This is a genomic window from Methylobacterium adhaesivum (assembly GCF_022179065.1).
GTDB lineage: Bacteria > Pseudomonadota > Alphaproteobacteria > Rhizobiales > Beijerinckiaceae > Methylobacterium > Methylobacterium adhaesivum.
In genome coordinates this window covers 67,051-87,229 of sequence record NZ_BPQD01000017.1, presented here as the reverse complement: position 1 = coordinate 87,229, position 20,179 = coordinate 67,051, and the positions used below count along the sequence as shown (strand labels likewise).

The 20,179-nt window shown below is 69.5% G+C and carries 21 protein-coding genes; 4 read left to right on the top strand and 17 right to left on the bottom strand.

Annotation, left to right across the window (positions count from 1 at the left end):
• Positions 1-9 precede the first annotated feature (9 nt).
• From MFF01_RS14345 to recQ, 8 genes are all read right to left on the bottom strand, one after another.
• On the bottom strand, positions 10-306 hold the full coding sequence (locus tag MFF01_RS14345) for a hypothetical protein (RefSeq protein WP_238226446.1): 297 nt from the start codon (positions 304-306) through the stop codon (positions 10-12).
• 326 nt (positions 307-632) lie between these two features.
• Positions 633-1,532 carry an NAD(P)/FAD-dependent oxidoreductase gene (locus tag MFF01_RS14340; protein ID WP_238226444.1) on the bottom strand — a complete coding sequence of 300 codons (900 nt, stop codon included), beginning with the start codon at positions 1,530-1,532 and terminating at the stop codon, positions 633-635.
• Between the two features lie 114 nt (positions 1,533-1,646).
• Entirely contained in the window at positions 1,647-1,991 is a 345-nt protein-coding gene (gene grxD, locus MFF01_RS14335) for a Grx4 family monothiol glutaredoxin (protein ID WP_238226442.1), read from the bottom strand.
• Positions 1,992-2,021: 30 nt separating this feature from the next.
• On the bottom strand, positions 2,022-2,528 hold the full coding sequence (locus MFF01_RS14330) for a DUF29 domain-containing protein (protein WP_238226440.1): 507 nt from the start codon (positions 2,526-2,528) through the stop codon (positions 2,022-2,024).
• A gap of 22 nt (positions 2,529-2,550) precedes the next feature.
• Positions 2,551-2,787, bottom strand: coding sequence for a BolA family protein (locus tag MFF01_RS14325; RefSeq protein WP_056095688.1), 237 nt, complete (start codon positions 2,785-2,787; stop codon positions 2,551-2,553).
• A gap of 42 nt (positions 2,788-2,829) precedes the next feature.
• Complete coding sequence (purL, locus tag MFF01_RS14320; RefSeq protein ID WP_238226438.1) at positions 2,830-5,055, bottom strand: phosphoribosylformylglycinamidine synthase subunit PurL; 2,226 nt, start codon at positions 5,053-5,055, stop codon at positions 2,830-2,832.
• Between the two features lie 126 nt (positions 5,056-5,181).
• On the bottom strand, positions 5,182-6,357 hold the full coding sequence (locus tag MFF01_RS14315) for a hydrolase (protein ID WP_238226436.1): 1,176 nt from the start codon (positions 6,355-6,357) through the stop codon (positions 5,182-5,184).
• Between the two features lie 158 nt (positions 6,358-6,515).
• Positions 6,516-8,369: a DNA helicase RecQ gene (gene recQ, locus MFF01_RS14310; RefSeq protein ID WP_238226434.1), complete on the bottom strand. Its 1,854-nt coding sequence runs from the start codon at positions 8,367-8,369 to the stop codon at positions 6,516-6,518.
• Positions 8,370-8,474: 105 nt separating this feature from the next.
• Between recQ and MFF01_RS14305 the strand changes: the two genes are divergently transcribed.
• Both MFF01_RS14305 and MFF01_RS14300 read left to right on the top strand, forming a co-directional pair.
• On the top strand, positions 8,475-8,714 hold the full coding sequence (locus MFF01_RS14305; protein ID WP_238226432.1) for a type II toxin-antitoxin system VapB family antitoxin: 240 nt from the start codon (positions 8,475-8,477) through the stop codon (positions 8,712-8,714).
• Positions 8,714-9,118, top strand: a complete 405-nt coding sequence (locus tag MFF01_RS14300; RefSeq protein WP_238226430.1) for a type II toxin-antitoxin system VapC family toxin — start codon at positions 8,714-8,716, stop codon at positions 9,116-9,118. Before MFF01_RS14305 ends, MFF01_RS14300 begins: the two co-directional genes overlap by 1 nt.
• A gap of 3 nt (positions 9,119-9,121) precedes the next feature.
• Here MFF01_RS14300 and MFF01_RS14295 read toward each other — a convergent pair whose 3' ends face one another.
• The 5 genes from MFF01_RS14295 to rpsT form a co-directional block, all read right to left on the bottom strand.
• Complete coding sequence (locus tag MFF01_RS14295) at positions 9,122-9,733, bottom strand: LysE family translocator (protein ID WP_238226428.1); 612 nt, start codon at positions 9,731-9,733, stop codon at positions 9,122-9,124.
• A 16-nt stretch (positions 9,734-9,749) separates the two neighbouring features.
• Positions 9,750-10,910, bottom strand: coding sequence for a DNA replication/repair protein RecF (recF, locus tag MFF01_RS14290; protein ID WP_238226503.1), 1,161 nt, complete (start codon positions 10,908-10,910; stop codon positions 9,750-9,752).
• 29 nt (positions 10,911-10,939) lie between these two features.
• The gene (dnaN, locus tag MFF01_RS14285; RefSeq protein WP_238226426.1) at positions 10,940-12,061 is read right to left on the bottom strand and encodes a DNA polymerase III subunit beta; all 1,122 of its coding nucleotides are present in this window, start codon (positions 12,059-12,061) and stop codon (positions 10,940-10,942) included.
• Positions 12,062-12,245: 184 nt separating this feature from the next.
• Positions 12,246-13,757, bottom strand: a complete 1,512-nt coding sequence (gene dnaA / locus MFF01_RS14280) for a chromosomal replication initiator protein DnaA (protein WP_238226501.1) — start codon at positions 13,755-13,757, stop codon at positions 12,246-12,248.
• A gap of 562 nt (positions 13,758-14,319) precedes the next feature.
• On the bottom strand, positions 14,320-14,586 hold the full coding sequence (gene rpsT, locus MFF01_RS14275) for a 30S ribosomal protein S20 (protein ID WP_238226424.1): 267 nt from the start codon (positions 14,584-14,586) through the stop codon (positions 14,320-14,322).
• A 259-nt stretch (positions 14,587-14,845) separates the two neighbouring features.
• On the opposite strand from rpsT, the gene speB reads away from it, so the two are divergent.
• Both speB and MFF01_RS14265 read left to right on the top strand, forming a co-directional pair.
• Positions 14,846-15,892, top strand: coding sequence for an agmatinase (speB, locus tag MFF01_RS14270; RefSeq protein ID WP_238226422.1), 1,047 nt, complete (start codon positions 14,846-14,848; stop codon positions 15,890-15,892).
• Positions 15,889-16,545: a glutathione S-transferase family protein gene (locus MFF01_RS14265; protein ID WP_238226421.1), complete on the top strand. Its 657-nt coding sequence runs from the start codon at positions 15,889-15,891 to the stop codon at positions 16,543-16,545. The genes speB and MFF01_RS14265 overlap by 4 nt, the downstream gene beginning before the upstream one ends.
• A gap of 23 nt (positions 16,546-16,568) precedes the next feature.
• On the opposite strand, the gene MFF01_RS14260 is transcribed toward MFF01_RS14265, so the two are convergent.
• From MFF01_RS14260 to MFF01_RS14245, 4 genes are all read right to left on the bottom strand, one after another.
• On the bottom strand, positions 16,569-16,883 hold the full coding sequence (locus MFF01_RS14260; RefSeq protein WP_238226419.1) for a hypothetical protein: 315 nt from the start codon (positions 16,881-16,883) through the stop codon (positions 16,569-16,571).
• 264 nt (positions 16,884-17,147) lie between these two features.
• Positions 17,148-18,410: a bifunctional phosphopantothenoylcysteine decarboxylase/phosphopantothenate--cysteine ligase CoaBC gene (gene coaBC, locus MFF01_RS14255; protein ID WP_238226418.1), complete on the bottom strand. Its 1,263-nt coding sequence runs from the start codon at positions 18,408-18,410 to the stop codon at positions 17,148-17,150.
• Positions 18,411-18,487: 77 nt separating this feature from the next.
• The gene (locus MFF01_RS14250; protein ID WP_238226416.1) at positions 18,488-19,021 is read right to left on the bottom strand and encodes an ankyrin repeat domain-containing protein; all 534 of its coding nucleotides are present in this window, start codon (positions 19,019-19,021) and stop codon (positions 18,488-18,490) included.
• A gap of 82 nt (positions 19,022-19,103) precedes the next feature.
• Positions 19,104-20,162, bottom strand: a complete 1,059-nt coding sequence (locus MFF01_RS14245; protein WP_238226415.1) for an SDR family oxidoreductase — start codon at positions 20,160-20,162, stop codon at positions 19,104-19,106.
• Between the last annotated feature and the right edge of the window lie 17 nt (positions 20,163-20,179).

Here is a 20,179-nt window from a genome sequence, read left to right as displayed (position 1 = left end):
TCACGAGATTCAGGTCGCCTGAACTTCGATCTCAGCGTCACGCGAGCAGAGGGGATAGCGCGGCTCGACGGTCATCGGGTCGGCCATCATCGAAGCGCGGGCAGCGCGGTTGCGCCCATGCGTCAAAGCCCGCGTTTGGGCTTCCTGGGACGGATGGAGGATCGCTGCGAGGAATCCGTGGCCCTCGAACTCCGAATCGAGATTTTTGGCTTCGAACACTGGCATTGCGTTCACCGACCCGGTGCCGTTGAAGACTCCAGAGGGAGCCGCGACCCGGTCACTGACAGAAACCGTGGATAACGCCAACGAGTTCCGAATGCACGCGGTCATTGATGATTAATTTACGATTGCGTATTTCAGACCACTTTCTCCGTGCGACATCGCACGCGAATACCTAGGACCACAGAAAAAGCGCGATTTCCCGGCCGACTCCCTGCAAACGGTGCGGACAATGCCGCCTCCCTCTCGCCCAAAAGACGCCCCATTCCATCGGAGCGATTCGCCTCCCGAATCACCGATTCGGCTCGGCGGTCGTGCGACGGGCGCAACAGGTGGCCGACGTGCCGGCGTCTGTGGGTTGCGGGCAAAACCGAACCCATCGGTCGCGCAGGGACGACGGCCTCCGGTCGTCGCTACGCGGCCTCGGCCTTCAAGAGCTCGGTGTTGATCGCGAAGGCCGCCATCGCGCCCTCGGCCGCCGCGACCACAGCGAACTGGACCCGTCGCGAGGCGTCGCCCGCGACGTAGAGGCCGGGCACGTTGGTGCTCTCGTACGCGCCCGTCGGCACGGTGCCCTTCGCGGAGAGGTCGCAGCCGAGCTGCGCGATGAGGGGCGACGGATGGTTCCCCCCTGGCGTGAGGAAGACGGCGCGGCAGGGCCGACTGGTGCCGTCGCCGAAGACGAGTCCCTCCGCCCGGATCCCATCCCCCGTCAGGCGGGCGACCCCACCCTCCGCCACCGCGATGCCGTTGCGGGCGAGGCGGTCGCGGTCGGGCGCCGACAGGCCGTCCGCGCGTCCGTCGGTGCAGAGGGTGACATCCCGGCTCCAGACGATGAGTTCGAGGGCGAGGCCGAGGCCGGCCTGCCCCGAGCCGTAGGCGACGAGGGGATGATCGCGGTTCTCGTATCCGTCGCAATACGGACAGGTATGGACACCGCGTCCCCAGTAGGTGTCGAACCCCTCGATGTCGGGCAGGTCCTGGCGCAGCCCTGTGGCGAGGATCAGCCGGCGCGCCTGCTCGATGCGGCCGTCGTCACACTCGACGGCGAAGCCATCGCCCATGCGGCGTGCCCGCCAGACATCGGTGGTCCGGCACGCGACGCTTGGATAACGTTCGAGGTCGGCGCGGGCCTGCTCACGCAGGGCGCCGGGCGCCGTGCCGTCCCGGGTGTACAGCCCCCAGGTTCGCGGGCTCGCCGCGTTGCGCGGGGTTCCGGCGTCGAGGAGGAGCACCGAGCGGCGGCAGCGCCCGAGGATAAGCGCCGCGCTGAGGCCGGCGGGTCCACCGCCGACGATGACGACGTCATACATCGCGCCCCTCCCATCTCGCAGTCCCTGATGGAGCAACGGCCGAAGCGGGAGCCCGTTCAAACCAAAAAGGGCGCCCTGTCGGCGCCCTTTCCGTCTCGAACCCGTTGCGCCGGATCAGGCGGCCGTGGGAGCGGCCTTCACCGGGATGCCCTTCTCGGCCAGGAACTGCTGCAGCTCGCCCGACTGGAACATCTCGCGGGTGATGTCGCAGCCGCCGACGAACTCGCCCTTCACGTAGATCTGCGGAATCGTCGGCCAGTTCGAGAAAGCCTTGATGCCATCCCGGATCGCCATGTCGTCGAGGACGTTCACGCCCTTGAACGGCACTTCGAGGTAATTGAGGATCTGAACCACCTGGCCCGAGAAACCGCACATGGGGAACTGCGGCGTGCCCTTCATGAACACGACCACGTCCTGGGACTCGATCTCGGCCTTGATGGTGGTGTTGGCGTCGGTCATGGTGTCGATCCTCTCAGGTATCGCAGTGATCTAGTGATGGTCGGCCGGCCTGTTCAAGGCCGAGGCGAGGCGCTCCAGGGCCCAATCCATGGTGAAGGTCTCGGAAACGAGTTCTTCGGGTGTGAACGGCATCGCATTGGGCAGGCCGACGACGAGACGATCGTCGAACATCCGGAGGGAGGCCTCCGCCTGGAGCCGTGCCGTCTTCCACAGCCATGACCAGTCGATCCGCTGCCGCATGCCGGGGGAGTAGGCCCGGCAGGCCGCCGCATGGAAAGCGATCACCTCGGATCGCCAGGATCGAGTCGACTGGGCGCTCGGCGCGGACATGTACTTCAGCACGTGAATGAGCATCTGCAGGAGCTTCTGCTCGACCGCGCTGATCTGAGACCGCCCCACGCTCTCGATCTCCTCGGCGATATTCTCCCAGTCGAGGGCGTTCGACAGATCGGGCCGCGACGCAAGGGCACGCACCGCAGCAGCCTGCTGCTCGGCCCAGGTCACGATGTCGTCGTCGTAGAGGCTGGGTTGATCCATGCGGCCACCCGAGTTTGTGCGTCTAATCCTGCGGGACGCCCGTGGTGAGCGCAAGGGCGTGCAGCACGCCCCCCATGCGCCCCTGGAGCGCGCCGTAGACCATCTGGTGCTGGGCCACCCGGGTCTTGCCCTTGAAGGCGGCGGAGAGGACGGTGGCGGCATAATGGTCGCCGTCCCCGGCCAGATCCTTGATCTCGATCCGGGCGTCGGGCAGGGCTTCCCGGATCATCGCCTCGATCTCGCGCGCATCCATGGGCATGGGGTCAACTCCTGTGAAACGGCTTGCGACGGTGACGCTGCGTCAGGCGGGAACGCCGGCCGGCTGGCTCGCCATGTAGGCAGGCAGCCAGCCCTCGTGGGCCTCGCGCAGTTCGGCGACCGCGATGGTCTGGCCGCCGGGCAAGGTCAGCGTGTCGCCGCCCGTCACCCCGATCACCAGGGCGTCGATGCCCTGCGCCGAGGCGCTGTAGAGAAGATCGGGCGCGGTCTCGGCATCGACGGCGAGGAGGTAGCGGGCCTGGTCCTCGCCGAAGAGGTAGGCGTGCGTCGCGAGGCCCGCCGGCACCTCGGGCAGCGCCGCGCCGACGCCGCCCGCCATGGCCATCTCGGCCAGAGCCACGGCAAGGCCGCCATCCGACAGGTCGTGAACGGTGTCGACCTGTCCCGAGACGATGAGTTCGCGCACGAAATCGCCGTTGCGGCGCTCCGTCGCCAGATCCACGGGCGGCGGCGCCCCCTCCTCACGGCCAGCGATGACGGCGAGGTAGGCGGACTGACCGAGCCAACCGGCAGTGTCGCCGATCAAAACCAGCAGATCGCCCTCGCGCTTGAGGCCGAGCGTGGCGTGGCGGGTCACGTCGGCCAGCACGCCGACACCGCCGATGGTCGGGGTCGGCAGGATGCCCACCCCGTTGGTCTCGTTGTAGAGCGAGACGTTGCCGGACACGACGGGGAAGTCGAGGGCGAGGCACGCCTCGCCGATGCCCTTGAGGCAGCCGACGAGCTGGCCCATGACCTCGGGCTTCTCGGGGTTGCCGAAGTTCAGGTTGTCGGTGATGGCGAGCGGCGTCGCGCCCACCGCCGTGAGGTTACGCCAGGCTTCCGCCACGGCCTGCCGGCCGCCCTCGACGGGGTCGGCCTCGCAGTAGCGCGGCGTCACGTCGGCGGTCATGGCGAGGCCCTTGGGGCCGTCCTCGACGCGGACGATGGCGGCGTCCCCGCCGGGCTTCTGCACGGTGTTGCCGCCGATGAAGTGGTCGTACTGCTCGTAGACCCAGCGCTTCGAGGACAGGTCCGGCGAGCCGATGAGGCGCTTCAGGGCCTCGGCGCTGCCGACCGTCTCGGGCACGTCCGAGGCCAGGACCACGGGCTGGTGGGTGTTGGCGATGTGCGGCCGATCGTAGAGGGGGGCCTCGTCGCCGAGTTCCTTGATCGGCAGATCGGCCATGACGACGCCGTCGTGCTTGACCACGAAGCGAAGCGTATCGGTGGTGTGGCCGATGATCGCGAAGTCGAGCCCCCACTTCACGAAGATGGCTTCCGCCTCCGCCTCCATGCCGGGCTTGAGAACCATGAGCATGCGCTCTTGGCTCTCCGACAGCATCATCTCGTAGGCGGTCATGCCGGCCTCGCGGGCCGGCACCTTCTCGATGTGAAGTTCGACGCCGAGGTCGCCCTTGGCGCCCATCTCGACGGCCGAGCAGGTGAGGCCCGCCGCCCCCATGTCCTGGATGGCGATGACGGCGCCCGAGGCCATGAGCTCGAGGCAGGCTTCGAGGAGCAGCTTCTCCGCGAAGGGATCGCCGACCTGCACGGTGGGGCGCTTCGACTCGGACGCATCGTCGAACTCGGCCGAGGCCATGGTGGCACCGTGGATGCCGTCGCGGCCGGTCTTCGAGCCAAGATAGACGATGGGGTTTCCGACGCCCGTGGCCGCCGCGTAGAAGATCGCGTCGGTGCGGGCGAGGCCCACCGCCATGGCGTTGACGAGGATGTTGCCGTCGTAGCGCGGATGGAAGCCCATGAGGCCGCCCACCGTCGGCACGCCGAAGGAGTTGCCGTAGCCGCCGATGCCGGCCACCACGCCCGAGACGAGGTGGCGGGTGCGCGGATGATCGGGCGAGCCGAACCGCAGGGCGTTGAGGGCCGCGATCGGTCGCGCGCCCATCGTGAACACATCGCGAAGAATGCCGCCGACGCCGGTCGTCGCGCCCTGGTAGGGCTCGATGAAGCTCGGGTGGTTGTGGCTCTCCATCTTGAACACGCAGGCGAGCCCGTCGCCGATGTCGATGACGCCCGCGTTCTCGCCCGGCCCCTGGATCACCCAGGGCGCCTTGGTCGGCAGGCCGCGCAGGTGTTTGCGCGAGGACTTGTACGAGCAGTGCTCGTTCCACATGGCCGAGACGATGCCGAGCTCGGTCAGCGTCGGGTCGCGCCCGATGAGGCCGCGGAAGCGCTCGTACTCGTCGGGCGTCAGGCCGTGCTGACGCACGAGTTCGGGGGTGATCGGAACATCGTTACGGAACATGCGAACCCTCTCGACACGATTCCTCGCAAGGCCATCCGGCCCGCGCGTCCGTCTCGGTCGTGACGGCTCTAGAGGGTTAGGGCGCGCCCTGGCAACCCGAACCCGCATCGCGCCGGTGCGGGGCACTCACGCGACGGGGTATTCATCGAGGACGCGCGCCTTGGGATGCGCGGCCGTGCTGCGCCAGCGCCGGAGGGCGGCGTGGACCGGCTCGGGGCCGGCCACGAAGGCGACGTAGTCGAAGGCTTGGCTGTCGCGGCTCGACATCAGAAGCTGGAAATGCATGCGGAACAGGTTCCACTTGCGCCGCTTGAGGATGCGTTTCTCGATGAGGTCCTCGATGCGGACGTGGATCTCCACGGGCCTGTGCGCGGCCGGGGCGGGGAGGCGCGATGCGCTCAAGGGGTTGCGCTTATGGATGGACAGCCAATCCCATTTCGCGCGTACGTCGAGCCAGCCGATGGCCTCGCAGGCGGCGACGCGGGCGAGCGACGCCCGCACGGCGGCGGCGCGGGGATCGAGGGTGATCCACGGAATCACGCTGCCGATGCTGACGAACGAGATCGGCGTCCCGCGTCGGCCGAACTCGGGATCGCGGGCGAGCACCCGGTCGAGGGCCTCGAGCCCGAGAAAGCTTGACGACGAATGGCCGATGACCACGATCTCGCTCGCCCCGCCCTCCGCAGCCCGGATCACGTCGGCGAAGGCGTCGAGGCGCCGGCTCATCCGCGTCTCGACGCCACTGGCGTGGTCGTGCGTGAAGGCGGTGTCGTCGACGAGATGGGCGACATAGAACGGTCTGCCCCGCGTCACCGCCATGAGCCCGGCCAAGATCGCGTAGGCGAGGACCGGCACCGCGAGGCCACGGCCGAGGCTGGCCCAGGGGCCGGCCGGCAAGGGCAGCAGACCGGCGAGCCCGAAGGCGGCGCCGAGGCTGAGGGCGACGAGGGCGAGATAGATGAGGTGGACGCCGACGATCACCCGGGCGAACCGCCGGGCCTCCTGACGGAAGCGCCGAAGGTAGCCCGAACGCCAGAGACGCCACCACAGGACCGGCACGGCGAGGAGCCGGCGCGCATTGCCGCGGGGAAACCGGGCGGCGACGATGTCGTCCCAGCGCAGCAGGGTATAGCGGATCTCGGCGCCGTCGGCCGAGACGCGCCAGTCGAGGCGCAGGCCGTCGGGCGACCGCGCGGAATCGCCGACGGTGATCGCCATGCCGCGCCGGGTGGCGGTGAGGCGGCTCTCGCGGCGAAACAGCCCCCAGTACGTCTCGGGCGGGCGCGGGTCGAAACCCGGCATGTAGAAGACCTGACGCGGCCGGGTCTCGGCTGAGGGCGTTTCGTCTGAGATGGGGCGGTCCGTCCGGTGATGCGTCGGGGACGCTGTGCGACGGTCGCGACGGCGACCGCCTCCGTCCCTACACGATCCGGATCAGATCCGACGAGTGCCAAACCGCATCAGGCCGATCCGGCGGGGGCGTGCGAGAGGAACTCGGCGATGGTCTCGACGAAGCGCGCTCCGTAGGCCTCGCGCTTGCGCTCGCCGACCCCGTGGACCGTGCGCAGGGCGTAGAGATCGACGGGTTTGGAGCGCGCCATCTCGATGAGGGTGCGGTCGGGAAACACCATGAAGGCCGCGATGCCCTCCGCCCGGGCGATGGTCGCGCGCAGGCCCCGCAGATGCTGGAACAGCGCCTCCGTGGCCGGATCGAGATCGAGGCTCGCCTCGTCGCGGGCGGCGGCGCGCTTGCGGTCGCGCGGCTCGGCCACCTTGGGCTCGGGGTCGGGGCGCATCTGAATGGTCTCGCGGCCGAACAGGATCGCCTCGCCCTTGTCGGTGAGCGAGAGACCGCCGAAACCGTCGCCGTTTTCGGATACGGCGCCCGCCGCGAAGAGCTGGCGCAACATGGCACGCCACGCCGCCACGGGCTTGTCGGCCCCGACGCCGAAGGTCTTCAAGGCCGTGTGGCCGTTGCGGCGGATCGGATCGGACTCCTTGCCGTGGACCACGTCGCAGACATAGGCCGCTCCGAAACGCTGGCCGGTGCGGACGATGGCCGAGAGCAGCTTCTGGGCCGGAACCGTGGCATCGACGAGGGAGATGCCCGAGCGGCAGAGATCGCACCGCCCGCAGGGCTCGCTCGCCTCGCCGAAGTAACTCAGGAGGGACTGGCGACGGCAGGTGGCGCCCTCGCACAGGGCGATCATCGCCTCGAGCTTGCGCCGCTCGACGCGGCGGCGCTCGTCCGGCACCTCCTTCTCGTCGATCTGGCGACGGCGCAGCGACATGTCGTCGAGGCCGTAGATGGTGAGCGTGTCGGCGGGCAGGCCGTCGCGCCCGGCGCGGCCGATCTCCTGATAATATCCCTCGACGTTGGACGGCATGTCGGCGTGGCAGACGAAGCGCACGTCGGGCTTGTTGATGCCCATGCCGAAGGCGACGGTGGCGGTCATCACCACCCCGTCCTCCTGCAGGAACGTGTCCTGGTTCTTCATGCGCGTGCCCTGGTCGAGGCCGGCATGGTAGGGCAGGGCGTTGAAGCCGTCCTTGGCGAGGCTCTCGGCGAGTTGCTCCGTGCGCTTACGCGAGGAACAGTAGATGATCCCGCTCTCCGAGCGCCGGTGCTTGAGGAAGCGCTCGATCTGCCGGGTGGGATTGTCCTTCGGCACGAAGGTCAGGCGGATGTTCGGCCGGTCGAAGGAATGGACGAACGCCTTGAGCTCGCGGCCCGCCGGAAATAGCCGCTCGGTGATGTCGGCCCGCGTCGCCTTGTCGGCGGTCGCCGTCAGCGCCACGGTCTGGACGTTGCCCAGCGCCTCGCGGGCGCGGGCGAGGTCGCGGTATTCGGGCCGGAAATCGTGACCCCATTGCGAGACGCAGTGGGCCTCGTCCACGGCGAGGCGCCGGACGCCTGCGCCCCGCAGGGCATCCATCAGCCCTTCCATCATCAGCCGCTCGGGCGAGACGAACAGGAGCCTGAGGTCGCCGGCGCGGATCTGGCGCCAGGTCTCGCGCGCCGTCGCCTCGGGCACGGAGGAGTTGAGGGTCGCCGCCGCGACGCCGAAGCCGAGCATCTGCTGCACCTGGTCGTGCATCAGGGCGATGAGGGGCGAGACCACCACGGTGAGGGAGGATTCGACGAGGGCGGGCAACTGGTAGGTCATCGACTTGCCCGAGCCCGTGGGCATCACGGCGAACACGTCGGTGCCGTCGAGAACCGAGCCGATGACCTCGTCCTGGCCGGGGCGGAAATCGTCGTAGCCGAAGGTCTTTTTCAACGCGGCGCGGGCCTCGTCGAGACGGCTTGTCATCGCGAACCTTGGGTGGGAATTCCGGGGGACGGCTCGAGGGGCCGGCGTCTTGATCGGGCGATGTGTAGACACTAGCATCGTCCCGTCTACACGGGAGCGATCCTAATGCCTCTCAACATCCGAAGCGAGGAGGTGAATCGCCTCGCGGAGAAAGTGGCGGCCCTGGCCCGGGTCAGCAAGACCGAAGCGGTGCGGATCGCCCTGGTGCGGGAAGTGGAGCGGTTGGAGGCAAAACCGTCCCTGCTGGAACGGATGCGACCGATCCAGGACGCGTTGGAGCCCTATCCCAAAACCGATCTTGCTGCGGACAAGGCTTTCTACGACAGCTTGTACGAGGATTCCTGATGTTCCTCGACGCCTCCGCCATCGTGGCGATCCTGGCGCGCGAATCGGGTTTCGAACGGCTGATCGAGCGGGTCGAGGCCGCGTCGCCGTTGTGGACGTCCGGTCTCTCCGTGCTCGAAGCCGTGCTCGCCCTCCATCGGATCAAGGGGGCCCCGATCCCGGTCGCACAGGAAGCGGTCGAGACCTTCCTCGCGCAAGCCTCCGTCAGTCTCGTTCCCGTGGCCGAGCCGGAAACGCACGAGGCTGTTTCGGCCTATGCCCGATACGGCAAGGGGCAGGGTCATCCGGCCCAACTCAATCTCGGCGATTGCTTCTCCTACGCCTGCGCCCGAACGAAGCGCGTCCCGTTGCTGTTCGTCGGCAACGACTTTTCCCGAACCGACATTCCGTCCGCCCTCGCCTGAGCGTCACCGCGTCGCGATGGCGACCGCCGCACCCGCCATCACCGTCCCGGCGCCGCGATTGATCGCCCGCCGCGCGCGCTGCGAAGTGAAGACCCGTCGGGCACGGGCCGCAGCCCCGGCATAGGCGGAGAGGATGCTGCTCAGGACGACGATGATGGTCGCGCCCATCGCGGCGAAGCCGGACGCGCTCAAGCGATCGAGATCGATCACACCCGGCAGGAGAGCAAGGAAGAACAGGATCACCTTCGGGTTGCCGAGGGTGAGGACGAGACCGCCGACGAACAGGCGCATCCGGCCCTCGTCGTCCATGGGCCTGGTCTCGATGGGCGCCACGGGCGCGGTCCAGGCTTTCCAGGCGAGAACCGCGAGATACGCGGCACCAGCGTATTTCAGGACCACGAACGCGGCGGCCAGGGACTGGGCGACGAAGGCCATGCCGGCCGCCGCCACGCCGAACCAAACGAGGTCGCCCACGACGAAACCGGCGATGAAGGCCGCGATGCCGCCCGTCCCGCGCGCCAGCACCCGCGCCACGAGGGCGGCGATGCCGGGACCGGGCGAGGCCACCGCCACGGCGTAGAGGCCGGCAAACAGGAGGAGATTCGCGATCGACATGGCTCGTCCCGGCGGTTCAGGGCGCGGCGACGCGCCCATCGACGATCCTGACCATGTCGGCGCGCCCTTCGAGTTCCGAGAAGAGAGCCGGATCGGCCCCCGTCATCCAGACCTGACCCGAGAGGGCGTCGAGGGCATCGAACAGACCGGCCCGGCGGCGCGGATCGAGGTGTGCGGCGACCTCGTCGAGGAGGACGAGGGGCGCGATCCCGCACATGGCCTGGACGAGACGGGCATGGGCCAGCACCAGGCCGATGAGGAGCGCCTTCTGCTCGCCCGTGGAGGCGGTGGCGGCGGGCACGTCCTTGGGGCCGTGGCGCACCACGAGGTCGCTGGTCTGCGGGCCGCTGAGGGTGCGCCCGGCGGCGCGGTCGCGGGCGCGGCCGTGGCGCAGGGCCAGGCGGAAGCGGTCCTCGGCCTCCAGGGCCGGCCAGACGGCCACGAGGTCGTCGAGATCACCTTCGAGCCGCAGGGCCGCCCATGGGAACGGCTGGGCGTCGTCGCGGCTCTCCGCGATCAGCCGATCGAGGCGTTCGGTGGTCTCGCGCCGGGCCAGGGCCACGGCGACCCCGAGTTCGGCCACCTCGCGCTCGATTGCGTCGAGCCATTGCCCGTCGCTCGGCCGTTCCTCCAGGAGGCGGTTGCGCGAGCGCAGGGCCCGCTCCAGGGCGTTGACCCGTGCGCCGTGGGCCGCGTCCACGGCGAGGACCAGACGGTCGAGGAAGCGGCGGCGGTCGCCGGCCGGCCCCCGGAACAGGCCGTCGAAGTCGGGGGTCAGCCACACCACCCGCAGGAACTCGGAGAACGCCACGGGAGAGGGCGCCGTGGCCCCGTCGATCCGGCACAGGCGCGCGGCGCGTCCGTCGAGGCCCGGCGGTTCGTAGCCGGTGCCGACCCGATGCTCGCCCACGCCCGCCGCCAGGGTCATGGACACGGCAAAGCCACCCGCGCCCCCGATGCGGGCCATGCCGGCGAGATCGGCCCGGCGCAGGCCCCGCCCCGGCGAGAACAGGGAGACGGCCTCGAGCAGATTGGTCTTGCCGGCGCCGTTCTCGCCGACGAGGGCCACGAAGCGGCGGCCCACGACGAGGTCGAGGTCGGCGTGGTTGCGGAAGTCGCGACAGATCAGGCGAGTGAGGCGAAGGCCTCGCTCCGCCGACCCGTCTTCGGGCGTCATCTCGGTGGGAAGGGACGAAACGGTCGCGATCACACCCGCATCGGCATCAGAACGTAGAGCGCGGGCGCGCCCTCGCGGTCCTGGATCAGGGTCGGCGAACCCGGATCGGCGAGCTTGAACAGGGCAGTGTCGCCCTCAAGCTGGCCGGTGATGTCGAGGAGATAGCGGGCGTTGAAGCCGATATCGAGGGCGGGCGCGTCGTAATCGACGTCGAGCTCCTCCGTGGCGCTGCCGGAATCCGGGTTGTTGACGGAGAGGGCGAGGCGCCCCTCCTGCACGGCGAGCTTCACCGCGCGGCCGCGCTCGGACGAGATGGTCGAGACGCGATCCACGGCGCGGGCGAACTGATCGCGCTCCACGGTGAGGAACTTGTCGTTCCCGGCCGGGATCACCCGCTGGTAATCCGGGAAGGTGCCGTCGATGAGCTTGGAGATCAGCACCACGCCGCTGGCGAAGCGGAAGCGGATCTTGGCCGCCGACAGGTCGATCTCGACGCCCTCGCCGCCATCCTCCACGAGCTTGATGATCTCGGCCACTGCCTTGCGCGGCACGATGACGCCCGGCATGTCGCGGCTGCCGTCCGGCGCCTCGATCTCGACGCGGGCGAGGCGGTGGCCGTCGGTGGCCACGGCCCGCATCTTCAAGGAGCCCTCGGACTCGATGGTGTGGAGGTAGATGCCGTTGAGATAATAGCGCGTCTCCTCCGTGGAGATGGCGAACTGCGTCTTCTCGATGAGGCGCTTGAGGTCGGCCGCCGCGAGGGTGAAGCGGTTCGGCAGCTCGCCGGCGGCGAGATCGGGAAAATCCCCCTCCGGCAGGGCCCCGAGGGAGAAGCGCGAGCGCCCCGAGCGGATCGTCATCTGCCCGCTCTCGCCACTGGTCTCCAGGGAGACCTGGGCACCGTCGGGCAATTTGCGCACGATGTCGTAGATCACGTGCGCCGGGACCGTGGTGGCGCCGGCATCCGCGACATCGGCGGGGATCGTCTCCGTCACCTCGATGTCGAGGTCGGTGGCGCGCAGTTCCAGGCCCGACGGACCGCCGCGCAGGAGCACGTTGGACAGGATCGGAATCGTGTTGCGACGTTCGACCACGCGGTGCACGTGGCCGAGCGAACGAAGGAGGGCCGCGCGCTCGACAGTGACTCTCATGGCAAAAACTCGTGGTCGCAGGAGAATGTCGCCTGAGCCGGCGCCGCACGAGGACGGGCTCAGGAGCCGAGCGGCTCAGTGGCCGAGCAACTTGGCGAAGGGCTTCACCGAACGCAAGTGCGAGATCGCGGTGATTCGGGGATGACGTCGCCCCGTGGATGGCGATCCACGGGGCGGGGCGCGATCAATCCTGCAGCATCCGCTTCAGGAGCTCGACTTCGTCATTGAGGACGTTGTCCTCGCCGATGAGCTTGTCGATCTTGCGCACGGCGTGGAGCACCGTGGTGTGGTCGCGCCCGCCGAAGCGTCGGCCGATCTCAGGAAGCGAGCGCAGGGTGAGGACCTTCGACAGGTACATGGCGATCTGACGCGGCTTGACCACGGCGGCCGTGCGCCGCTCCGACAGGATGTCCGAGCGCGAGACGTTGTAGCGCGACGCGACGAGCTTCTGGATGTCCTCGATCTTGATGCGCTTGGGCTCGCGGTTCTTCACGAGGTCGCGGATCGCGGCCTCCGCCGTCTCCATGGTGACGACGGCTCCCGTGAGGGTCGCATGCGCCAGCAGGCGGTTCACGGCGCCTTCGAGGTCGCGGCCGTTGGCCGTGATCGATCGGGCGACGTAGGTCGCCACCGTGGGCGAGACCTCGAAGCTCGGATGCGAGACCTGCACGGCGGCCAGGCGGGCCGAGAGGATCGAGGTACGCAGCTGCTCGTCGAGGGTGCCGATTTCGACGACGAGGCCGCCGGCGAGACGCGAGCGCACCCGCTCTTCCAAGGCCTCGAGTTCCGCCGGCGGCCGGTCGGAGGCAACGACGACCTGGCGGCCGGCATCGATCAGGGCATTGAGAGTGTGGCCGAACTCGGCCTGGATCGACTTGCCCTGGATGAACTGCACGTCGTCGAGGATGAGAAGATCGATGGCCCGCAGGCGCTCCTTGAAGGCGAGGGCGTTCTGGGTCTTCAGGGCGTTGACGAAGCCGTACATGAAACGATCGGCGGTGAGGTAGATCACCCGACGGCCGGAATCGCGCGCGGCATGGCCGATGGCGTGGAGGAGGTGGGTCTTGCCGAGGCCCACCCCGGCATGGAGATAGAGCGGATTGTAGAGTGCGCCCTGGCCGTCGTGGCGGGCCACGCGCTCACCGGCCGCATGAGCCAGGGCGTTGGAGCGACCGACCACGAAGCTCGCGAAGGTGAGGCGGTTGTCGAGGGGTGCGCCGTTGAGGTCGCCGGGGGCGCTCTCCGTCCGGGCCGGGGCGGGGGCGTCGGATTCGCTCTCGTTCGGAGCCTGCATCCCGGCCCCGGCGGCCTGGAGCCGGGCGAGGGGGCTCGGCGATGCCATGGGTTTCGGCGCGGCGCCGGCAGCGGCGGCGGCCGGACGGGCCGCGGCGGGGCCACGCACCGACACGTCGATGCGCGTGACCTCCTCGACTTCGCTGCGGAAGGTGTTCAGCACCCGGTCGAGGTAGTGGGACTCGATCCAGCTCTTGAGGAAGCGCGTGGGCACCGTGAGGCGCGCCGTCCCGCCGGACACCTCCAGCAACTCGAGCCGCGCGAACCAGCTCGCGAACACGTCCTCGCCCAGTTCCGCCCGCAGGCGGCGCTTTACCCGTGCCCAGGCGGCGACCGGATCGGTGCCACTCACGCCGCTCATGGCCGCCTCGGCGCCGCCGGACGCGCTACCCTCGACATGCATCATCATTCTCCTCGCGCCGAGAGCGGAAAGCCGCCATCGGAACGTACGCACACTTGACTGACGTCGCGCCCCGCGAGCCATTCGCGGGACCCAGATGTTCACGCCGAAGTCAACTGACTTGCGGCGCTTCGTGTCGATGAAACCAGCCTATCAACAATAAGCTACGGTTCTCCTAACAACGGGACTAACGGGGATAGCGAAATAAGCACCTATCGCGACCTGGGTTTGGGCAACCGAGTCGAACGAGGGAGCCGAGCTTGTGCACGATTCACGCTCGACTCGTACATGCGCGGTGTTTGTCGGGTTTTCTCAAGCGATCGTTAAGTTACACTTGGCGTTAAGACTCGACAACACGGCAGATTCCGGATCATCGTTAACGCAACACTGCGGCGGATGACGGGCGACCGCACCACACCGGGACAGGCCGGGCCGGGGCCCGAGCGCAGCCGAACGGCGCCCCGCGGCGGGACCTGCGGACGCCGGGCGATCGGACGGCCGAAAACGAAGAAAGCCCGGCATCGCTGCCGGGCTTTCTTCGCAATGGGTCCTGAGGACGAAGGTGTTAGGCGGCGAGCGCCTTGACCCGAGCCGCGAGGCGCGAGACCTTCCGGGACGCGTTGTTCTTGTGCACGATGCCGTGCTGGGCGGCCCGCATGATCTCGGGCTCGGCTTCGCGCAGGGCGGTCAGCGCCGTGGACTGGTCGCCACCGGCGATGGCTTCCTCGACCTTGCGGACGAAGGTGCGCATGCGGCTGCGACGCGAGCGGTTGACGGCGGTCCGCTTCGCGATCTTGCGGGTCATTTTCTTGGCCGACACGGTGTTGGCCATGGGGCATCCTCATCACGTTTGAGGCGATCCCGACGAGCCCGCAGGCCAGAGTGTCGTATGATCGCGCGCAGGTTGTTCGGGCAATGGCGAAGCCGACGGGCAGAACTGACCGCGACCGTCGGCAATCCGCGCTCTATAGCCACGCGTCGCCGATCCGTCAACGCAACGGTCGCGGGCAAGCGTCATGGGGCCGTCTTCCGCTTGATCGGCGCGCGCGCCGCGCGAGATGATCCGGTCCGGATCACGCGCGGGAGGAACGATGACGCGGGACTCACACGGCGAGCGGATCGCACGTCATCGCCCGCCTTCCGGCATGGCGAGCCCACGCTTCTCCGGCATCGCGAGCTTCATGCGGCTGCCCGTCCTCGACCCCGCCGAGGCTCCGGGCCGGATCGACATCGGCCTCGTCGGGATTCCATTCGACGGGGCCACCACCAACCGCCCCGGAGCGCGCCTCGGGCCGCGCGGCGTGCGCGAAGCCTCGACCGGCACGCGGGCGCTCAACGCGGCGACGGGGGTGGCTCCCTACGACCTCGCGGCCTGCGCCGACCTCGGCGACGTCTGCGTCAACCCCATCGACGTTGCCGCGACGGCCCGGCGGATCGAGGACTTCTATACCCCGCTGGCTGCCGCCGGCATCGTACCCCTGTCGGTGGGCGGCGACCATTTCGTGACCTACCCGGTCCTGCGGGCGCTCGGCCGCCACAGGCCCGTGGGGCTCGTCCATATCGACGCTCACAGCGACACCGACGACGGACAGTACGACGGCAGCCGGATGACGCACGGAACGCCGTTCCGCCGGGCCATAGAGGACGGTGTCCTCGATCCGACGCGGATGATCCAGATCGGCCTGCGCGGCAGCATCGACGCCGCCGACGAACTCGACTGGGCCCGGGAGAGGGGCGTGCGGATCGTCCCCATGGAGGCGGTGATGGCGCGCGGCCTGCCGGAAGTCGCGGCCGAGGCGCTCGCCGTCGTCGGCGGGGGGCCGGCCTATCTCAGCTTCGACATCGACGCCCTCGATCCGGCCTACGCCCCCGGCACCGGCACCCCGGAGATGGGCGGATTCACGAGCCGGGAAGCGCTGTTCCTCGTGCGGGCCTTGAGCGGCCTCGACCTCGTGGGAGCCGATCTCGTCGAGGTCGCCCCCCCCCTCGATCCCTCCGGTCTCACGGCGCTCGCCGGCGCCACCCTGACCTTCGAGATCCTGTGCCTCCTCGCCCGCGCCGTCGCGGACCGCCGCGCCCAAGCCGCCGCGGTTGACGCCGACGCATCCGGCGCAGACCCTGCGGCGGACGATTCGTGAAAGGCAACGGCTTGGATTCCGAGATCACGCTCTACCATGCGCCCAATACCCGCTCGACGGGGGTGCGCATTCTCCTGGCGGAACTCGACGCGCCGCACCGGCTGCACGTTCTGAATATGAAGGCCGGCGAGCACCGCGAGCCGGCCTTCCTCGCCGTCAATTCCATGGGGAAGGTGCCGGCCCTCACCCGGGGCGACGCCGTCGTGACCGAGCAGGCGGCGATCTACCTCTACCTCGCGGACCTGTTTCCGGGCGCCAACCTCGCCCCCGCCATCGACGATGCGCTGCGCGGGCCGTATCTGCGCTGGATGGTCTATTACGGGTCGAGCTTCGAGCCGGCGGTCATCGATCGGGCGCTCCAGCGCGAGGCGGGCCCGCGCGCCATGTCGGCCTACGGCGACTTCGACACGGTGATGGCGACGTTGCTGGGGGCGCTGGCGAAGGGACCGTATCTCCTCGGGGATCGCTTCAGCGCCGCCGATATCCTCTGGGGCACGGCCCTCGGCTGGACCACGAGCTTCAAGCTCGTGCCCGAGCATCCGACGATCCGGGACTACATCGCCCGCGTCAACAGTCGGCCCGCCGCTACTCGGATCGCCGCGGAAGACGCCGCCCTATCGGATGCGCACGCGGCAGCCCAGGCGCAGACCTGATCGTTTCCCGCCCCAACGCGCGATCAGCCCGGGGGCAGGGCGGGAACGGCCTGGGACACCACCTCGGCGGCGGGCTTCGGGGCCTTCTCGACGGCGCCGAAGGTGGCGAAGAGATGCATGCCGACCACGGGCGCGAAGACGAGGCTCATCATCACCGCCATGATCAGGGCGACGTTGGCGTCGCGCGCCGCCTTGGCGCGGACGGGCTTGCCGGACGATTTTGCAGTGGCCAGGCGCCGGGCGGCGGGCAGACGAAACTCAGTCGGAAGACGGATGTTCGTGCGGAAACCGACCGGGCGAAAAACGGCCGGGAAGGACGAAAGCTTCAAGACGGTCATGGGCTCACCTCGTTCGACCGGCCACCGGGGGCCGATCGCGGGCGAACCCGATCCAGAGATCAGGCCTGGCGCACGCGGACGGCCGAAGACGGCACGGTCCATCGACTACTGTCGCTGGGCATTGGGTCAGTCAGGTCCTATGGAGCCGCACGACCGGCGCGGAGCGGAGTCGTGGGCGACGCCGAAATGATGCCGGGGGACGGGTTAGTCAAGCCTTAACGCGCGGCGCGGGACATTGGGTCCGCAGGTATTTACCGCACTGCGTCACGCGGGCAGCAACGCGGCGAACCGCGCGACGAGGCGGCGCCCGACCTCGTCCTTGTCGAGGGTCGGCCAGGTCTCGACGGAGCCGTCGCGCCCGACGAGATGAACGGTGTTCGTCAAGCCCCCCATCACCCCGCCGGAGGCCGAGACGTCGTTGGCGACGAGGAGATCGCATCCCTTGCGGGCGATCTTCCGGCGGGCATTGGCCAGCACGTCGTCGGTCTCGGCGGCGAAGCCCACTACGAGGGTCGGGCGGTCGCTCGACCGGGCCGCGATGGTGGCGAGGATGTCGGGGTTCTCGACGAGGACCAGGGGTGCCGGATCGCCGCCGTCCTTCTTGATCTTGTTGGCGCCGACGGAAGCGGGGCGCCAGTCGCCGACGGCGGCGGTGAACACGGCGATGTCCGCCGGCAGGGCCGTCTCCACCGCCGCCAGCATGGCGCGGGCGGTCTCGACGGCGATCACCCGCACCCCGGCCGGGTCCGGGATCTGAACGGGACCGGACACCAGGGTGACCTCGGCTCCCGCCGCCGCCGCCGCCGCCGCGATGGCGTGCCCCTGGCGGCCCGAAGAACGGTTGGCGAGGTAGCGCACGGGGTCGATGGGCTCGTGGGTCGGACCGGAGGTGACGAGGACACGGCGCCCCGCGAGGGGCCTAGCAGGGTTCTGCGGCCGCCCGGCAAGGAAGCCGAAGCCAGAGCCCGCGTCGTCCCCCGCCAGCATCGCCTCCACGGCGTCGGCGATCTCGGCGGGTTCGGCGAGGCGCCCGGGGCCGAACTCGGCCTCAGCCATGGCTCCATCGTTGGGGCCGACGACGTGGACGCCATCCCCCTTCAGAGTCGCGAGGTTGCGCCGGGTCGCCGGGTGCTGCCACATCCGCACGTTCATGGCCGGGGCGATGAGGATCGGCAGGGTGGTGGCGAGGAGCACCGTGGCGGCGAGATCCGAGGCCTCGCCCGTGGCCATCCGGGCCATCAGGCTCGCGGTGGCGGGCGCCACCACGATGGCGTCGGCGTCGCGGGCGAGCTTGATGTGGCCGATATCGGCCTCCTCCGCCCGGTCGAACAGGTCCGTATGGGCGCGCTCGCCGGCGAGAGCCGCGGCGGCGAGGGGCGTCACGAATTCCTGGGCCCCCTTCGTCAGGAGCGGGCGCACCTGGGCCCCGCGCTCGCGCAGGCGGCGGATGAGGTCGAGGGCCTTGTAGGCCGCGATGCCGCCGCCGATCACGAGGAGGATACGGCGGTTCTGGAGCGGACGGGTCATGGAGCACTCATCGGGCCTGACGGGCCCCAAGGCCCGACCCGCTCCATACACCCGAACCGCCCCTGATGCAGGCCGCGTCAGGCCGGCGGACGCGGGGCTTGAGCGAGGCGGGCCGGAGCGTGGACGGCCCCCATGGACTGAGCCATCTCGGCGGCGGTCAAACCGGCGCCGTCGCGCCGGTCCGGATCGGCGCCGTGGGCCAGCAGCAGATCGATCATCTCGATCCGGTCGAACATCGCCGCCGTCATGAGGGCCGTGCGGGAGCCGTCGCCGGTGCCGTCCACGAGGGCGCCGTGGGCGAGCAGCAGTTCGGCCATGGCGCGGTCACCCTTGAACGCGGCGCCGGCCAGCGGCGTCTGGCCCCGGTCATTGGCGAGTTCGGGATCGCCGCCGTGTTCGAGGATCGCCCGCGCGGTCTCGGCCTGCCCATTGTAGGCGGCGAGCATGAGCAGGCTGTCGCCCTTGTCGTTGCGCAGATTGGCCGGCAAACCCTGGCCGAACAGGTCGGCGAGTTCCTGCGTGTGCCCGAGGCGGGCGAACTGGAAGACTTTCCCGGCGAAGGCGAGGGTCGCGTCGTCGAGTTCGGGCTTTTCGGGGTTTTGCGGCTGCATCGGGGTCCGTCCGGTCGGTGATCCGGACGTCATCTGGGCTTTGCCCCCCGGCCTGTCCAGCCGGGGGGCGATCGCGAGCCGCCTACGGGATCACCCGCTCGGCCCGCAACCGCGAAAACAGGTCGAAGAAGGCGTCGTCGCTCGGCTGGTAGTCGAGGAAGCCGAGGCGGCGGCTGCGGCTCATGTCGGTGACGACCTCGATGGGCCGGCCGAGATCCGCATCCGTGTGCCAAGCCGAGGCGAGGCGGTCGAGGTCCGGCTCCACGAGGCCGTGCCGGCCGGCGAGTTCGCGCCAGAGGGGAGCGGCCCCCGTCATCTGCTGCTCGAGAGGCATCGCCTCCCCCGAATAGGGCGCGGGCGAGACCCCGAACCACTCCGCGATACGGCCCCACATCCACGACCACCGGAAGACGTCGCCGTTCACGACGTTGAACGCGCGGTCGGCGGCGGCCTTCGTGGTGGAGGCCCAGGCGAGGTGGCGGGCGAGCAGCCGGGCGTCGGTGACGTCGGTGAGGCCGTTCCATTGCTGGGGCGAGCCTGGAAACGCGAACGGCCGCCCGGTCTCGCGGCACAGGGTGGCGTAGGCGGCCAGGGTCACGCCCATGTTCATGGCGTTGCCGAGGGCATAGCCCACGATGGTGTGGGGCCGGTGCACGCTCCAGGAGAAGCCGCGTCGGGCCGCCGCCGCGAACACCTCGTCCTCCTGCACGTAGTAGAAGTTCTCGACCGGCAGGCGGTCCTGGTCCTCGCGGAACGGGGTCTGGGGCAGGGTGCCTTTGCCGTAGGCCTCGAAGGGCCCGAGATAGTGCTTCAGCCCCGTCACCAGGGCGACGTGCGTCAGGGGCGCGTGGTCCAGGGCGCCGAGGAGGTTACGGACCATGGCGCCGTTCACGCGGCAATTCTCCGCCTCCGTCGCCTGACGCATCCAGGTGGTGATGAACACGTGGGTCGGCTGCAGGTCCGTCAGGGCCGTCGCGAGGGAGGCCGGATCGGTGAGATCGGCGACCACGGGAGTGACGCCTGCGATGTCCACGGGCCGGCGGGCGAGGCCGTGGACCTGCCAACCCGTCTCCACGAGGTGGCGGGCGAGGTTGTTGCCGACGATGCCGCTAGCACCGGCGATGAGGGCCGTTCCCGTCATGAATTCAGAACTCCGTC

What these genes read in the sequence shown, in the direction of transcription:
- MFF01_RS14305 (WP_238226432.1), top strand. Translation starts at nt 8,475, where the DNA reads ATGCCTCTCAACATCCGAAGCGAGGAGGTGAATCGCCTCGCGGAGAAA.
- dnaA (WP_238226501.1), bottom strand. Translation starts at nt 13,757, where the DNA reads ATGCATGTCGAGGGTAGCGCGTCCGGCGGCGCCGAGGCGGCCATGAGC.
- MFF01_RS14295 (WP_238226428.1), bottom strand. Translation starts at nt 9,733, where the DNA reads ATGTCGATCGCGAATCTCCTCCTGTTTGCCGGCCTCTACGCCGTGGCG.
- MFF01_RS14325 (WP_056095688.1), bottom strand. Translation starts at nt 2,787, where the DNA reads ATGCCCATGGATGCGCGCGAGATCGAGGCGATGATCCGGGAAGCCCTG.
- MFF01_RS14340 (WP_238226444.1), bottom strand. Translation starts at nt 1,532, where the DNA reads ATGTATGACGTCGTCATCGTCGGCGGTGGACCCGCCGGCCTCAGCGCG.
- MFF01_RS14330 (WP_238226440.1), bottom strand. Translation starts at nt 2,528, where the DNA reads ATGGATCAACCCAGCCTCTACGACGACGACATCGTGACCTGGGCCGAG.
- MFF01_RS14245 (WP_238226415.1), bottom strand. Translation starts at nt 20,162, where the DNA reads ATGACGGGAACGGCCCTCATCGCCGGTGCTAGCGGCATCGTCGGCAAC.
- MFF01_RS14315 (WP_238226436.1), bottom strand. Translation starts at nt 6,357, where the DNA reads ATGCCGGGTTTCGACCCGCGCCCGCCCGAGACGTACTGGGGGCTGTTT.
- MFF01_RS14250 (WP_238226416.1), bottom strand. Translation starts at nt 19,021, where the DNA reads ATGCAGCCGCAAAACCCCGAAAAGCCCGAACTCGACGACGCGACCCTC.
- MFF01_RS14300 (WP_238226430.1), top strand. Translation starts at nt 8,714, where the DNA reads ATGTTCCTCGACGCCTCCGCCATCGTGGCGATCCTGGCGCGCGAATCG.
- grxD (WP_238226442.1), bottom strand. Translation starts at nt 1,991, where the DNA reads ATGACCGACGCCAACACCACCATCAAGGCCGAGATCGAGTCCCAGGAC.
- speB (WP_238226422.1), top strand. Translation starts at nt 14,846, where the DNA reads ATGACGCGGGACTCACACGGCGAGCGGATCGCACGTCATCGCCCGCCT.
- recQ (WP_238226434.1), bottom strand. Translation starts at nt 8,369, where the DNA reads ATGACAAGCCGTCTCGACGAGGCCCGCGCCGCGTTGAAAAAGACCTTC.
- coaBC (WP_238226418.1), bottom strand. Translation starts at nt 18,410, where the DNA reads ATGACCCGTCCGCTCCAGAACCGCCGTATCCTCCTCGTGATCGGCGGC.
- dnaN (WP_238226426.1), bottom strand. Translation starts at nt 12,061, where the DNA reads ATGAGAGTCACTGTCGAGCGCGCGGCCCTCCTTCGTTCGCTCGGCCAC.
- MFF01_RS14260 (WP_238226419.1), bottom strand. Translation starts at nt 16,883, where the DNA reads ATGACCGTCTTGAAGCTTTCGTCCTTCCCGGCCGTTTTTCGCCCGGTC.
- rpsT (WP_238226424.1), bottom strand. Translation starts at nt 14,586, where the DNA reads ATGGCCAACACCGTGTCGGCCAAGAAAATGACCCGCAAGATCGCGAAG.
- recF (WP_238226503.1), bottom strand. Translation starts at nt 10,910, where the DNA reads ATGACGCCCGAAGACGGGTCGGCGGAGCGAGGCCTTCGCCTCACTCGC.
- purL (WP_238226438.1), bottom strand. Translation starts at nt 5,055, where the DNA reads ATGTTCCGTAACGATGTTCCGATCACCCCCGAACTCGTGCGTCAGCAC.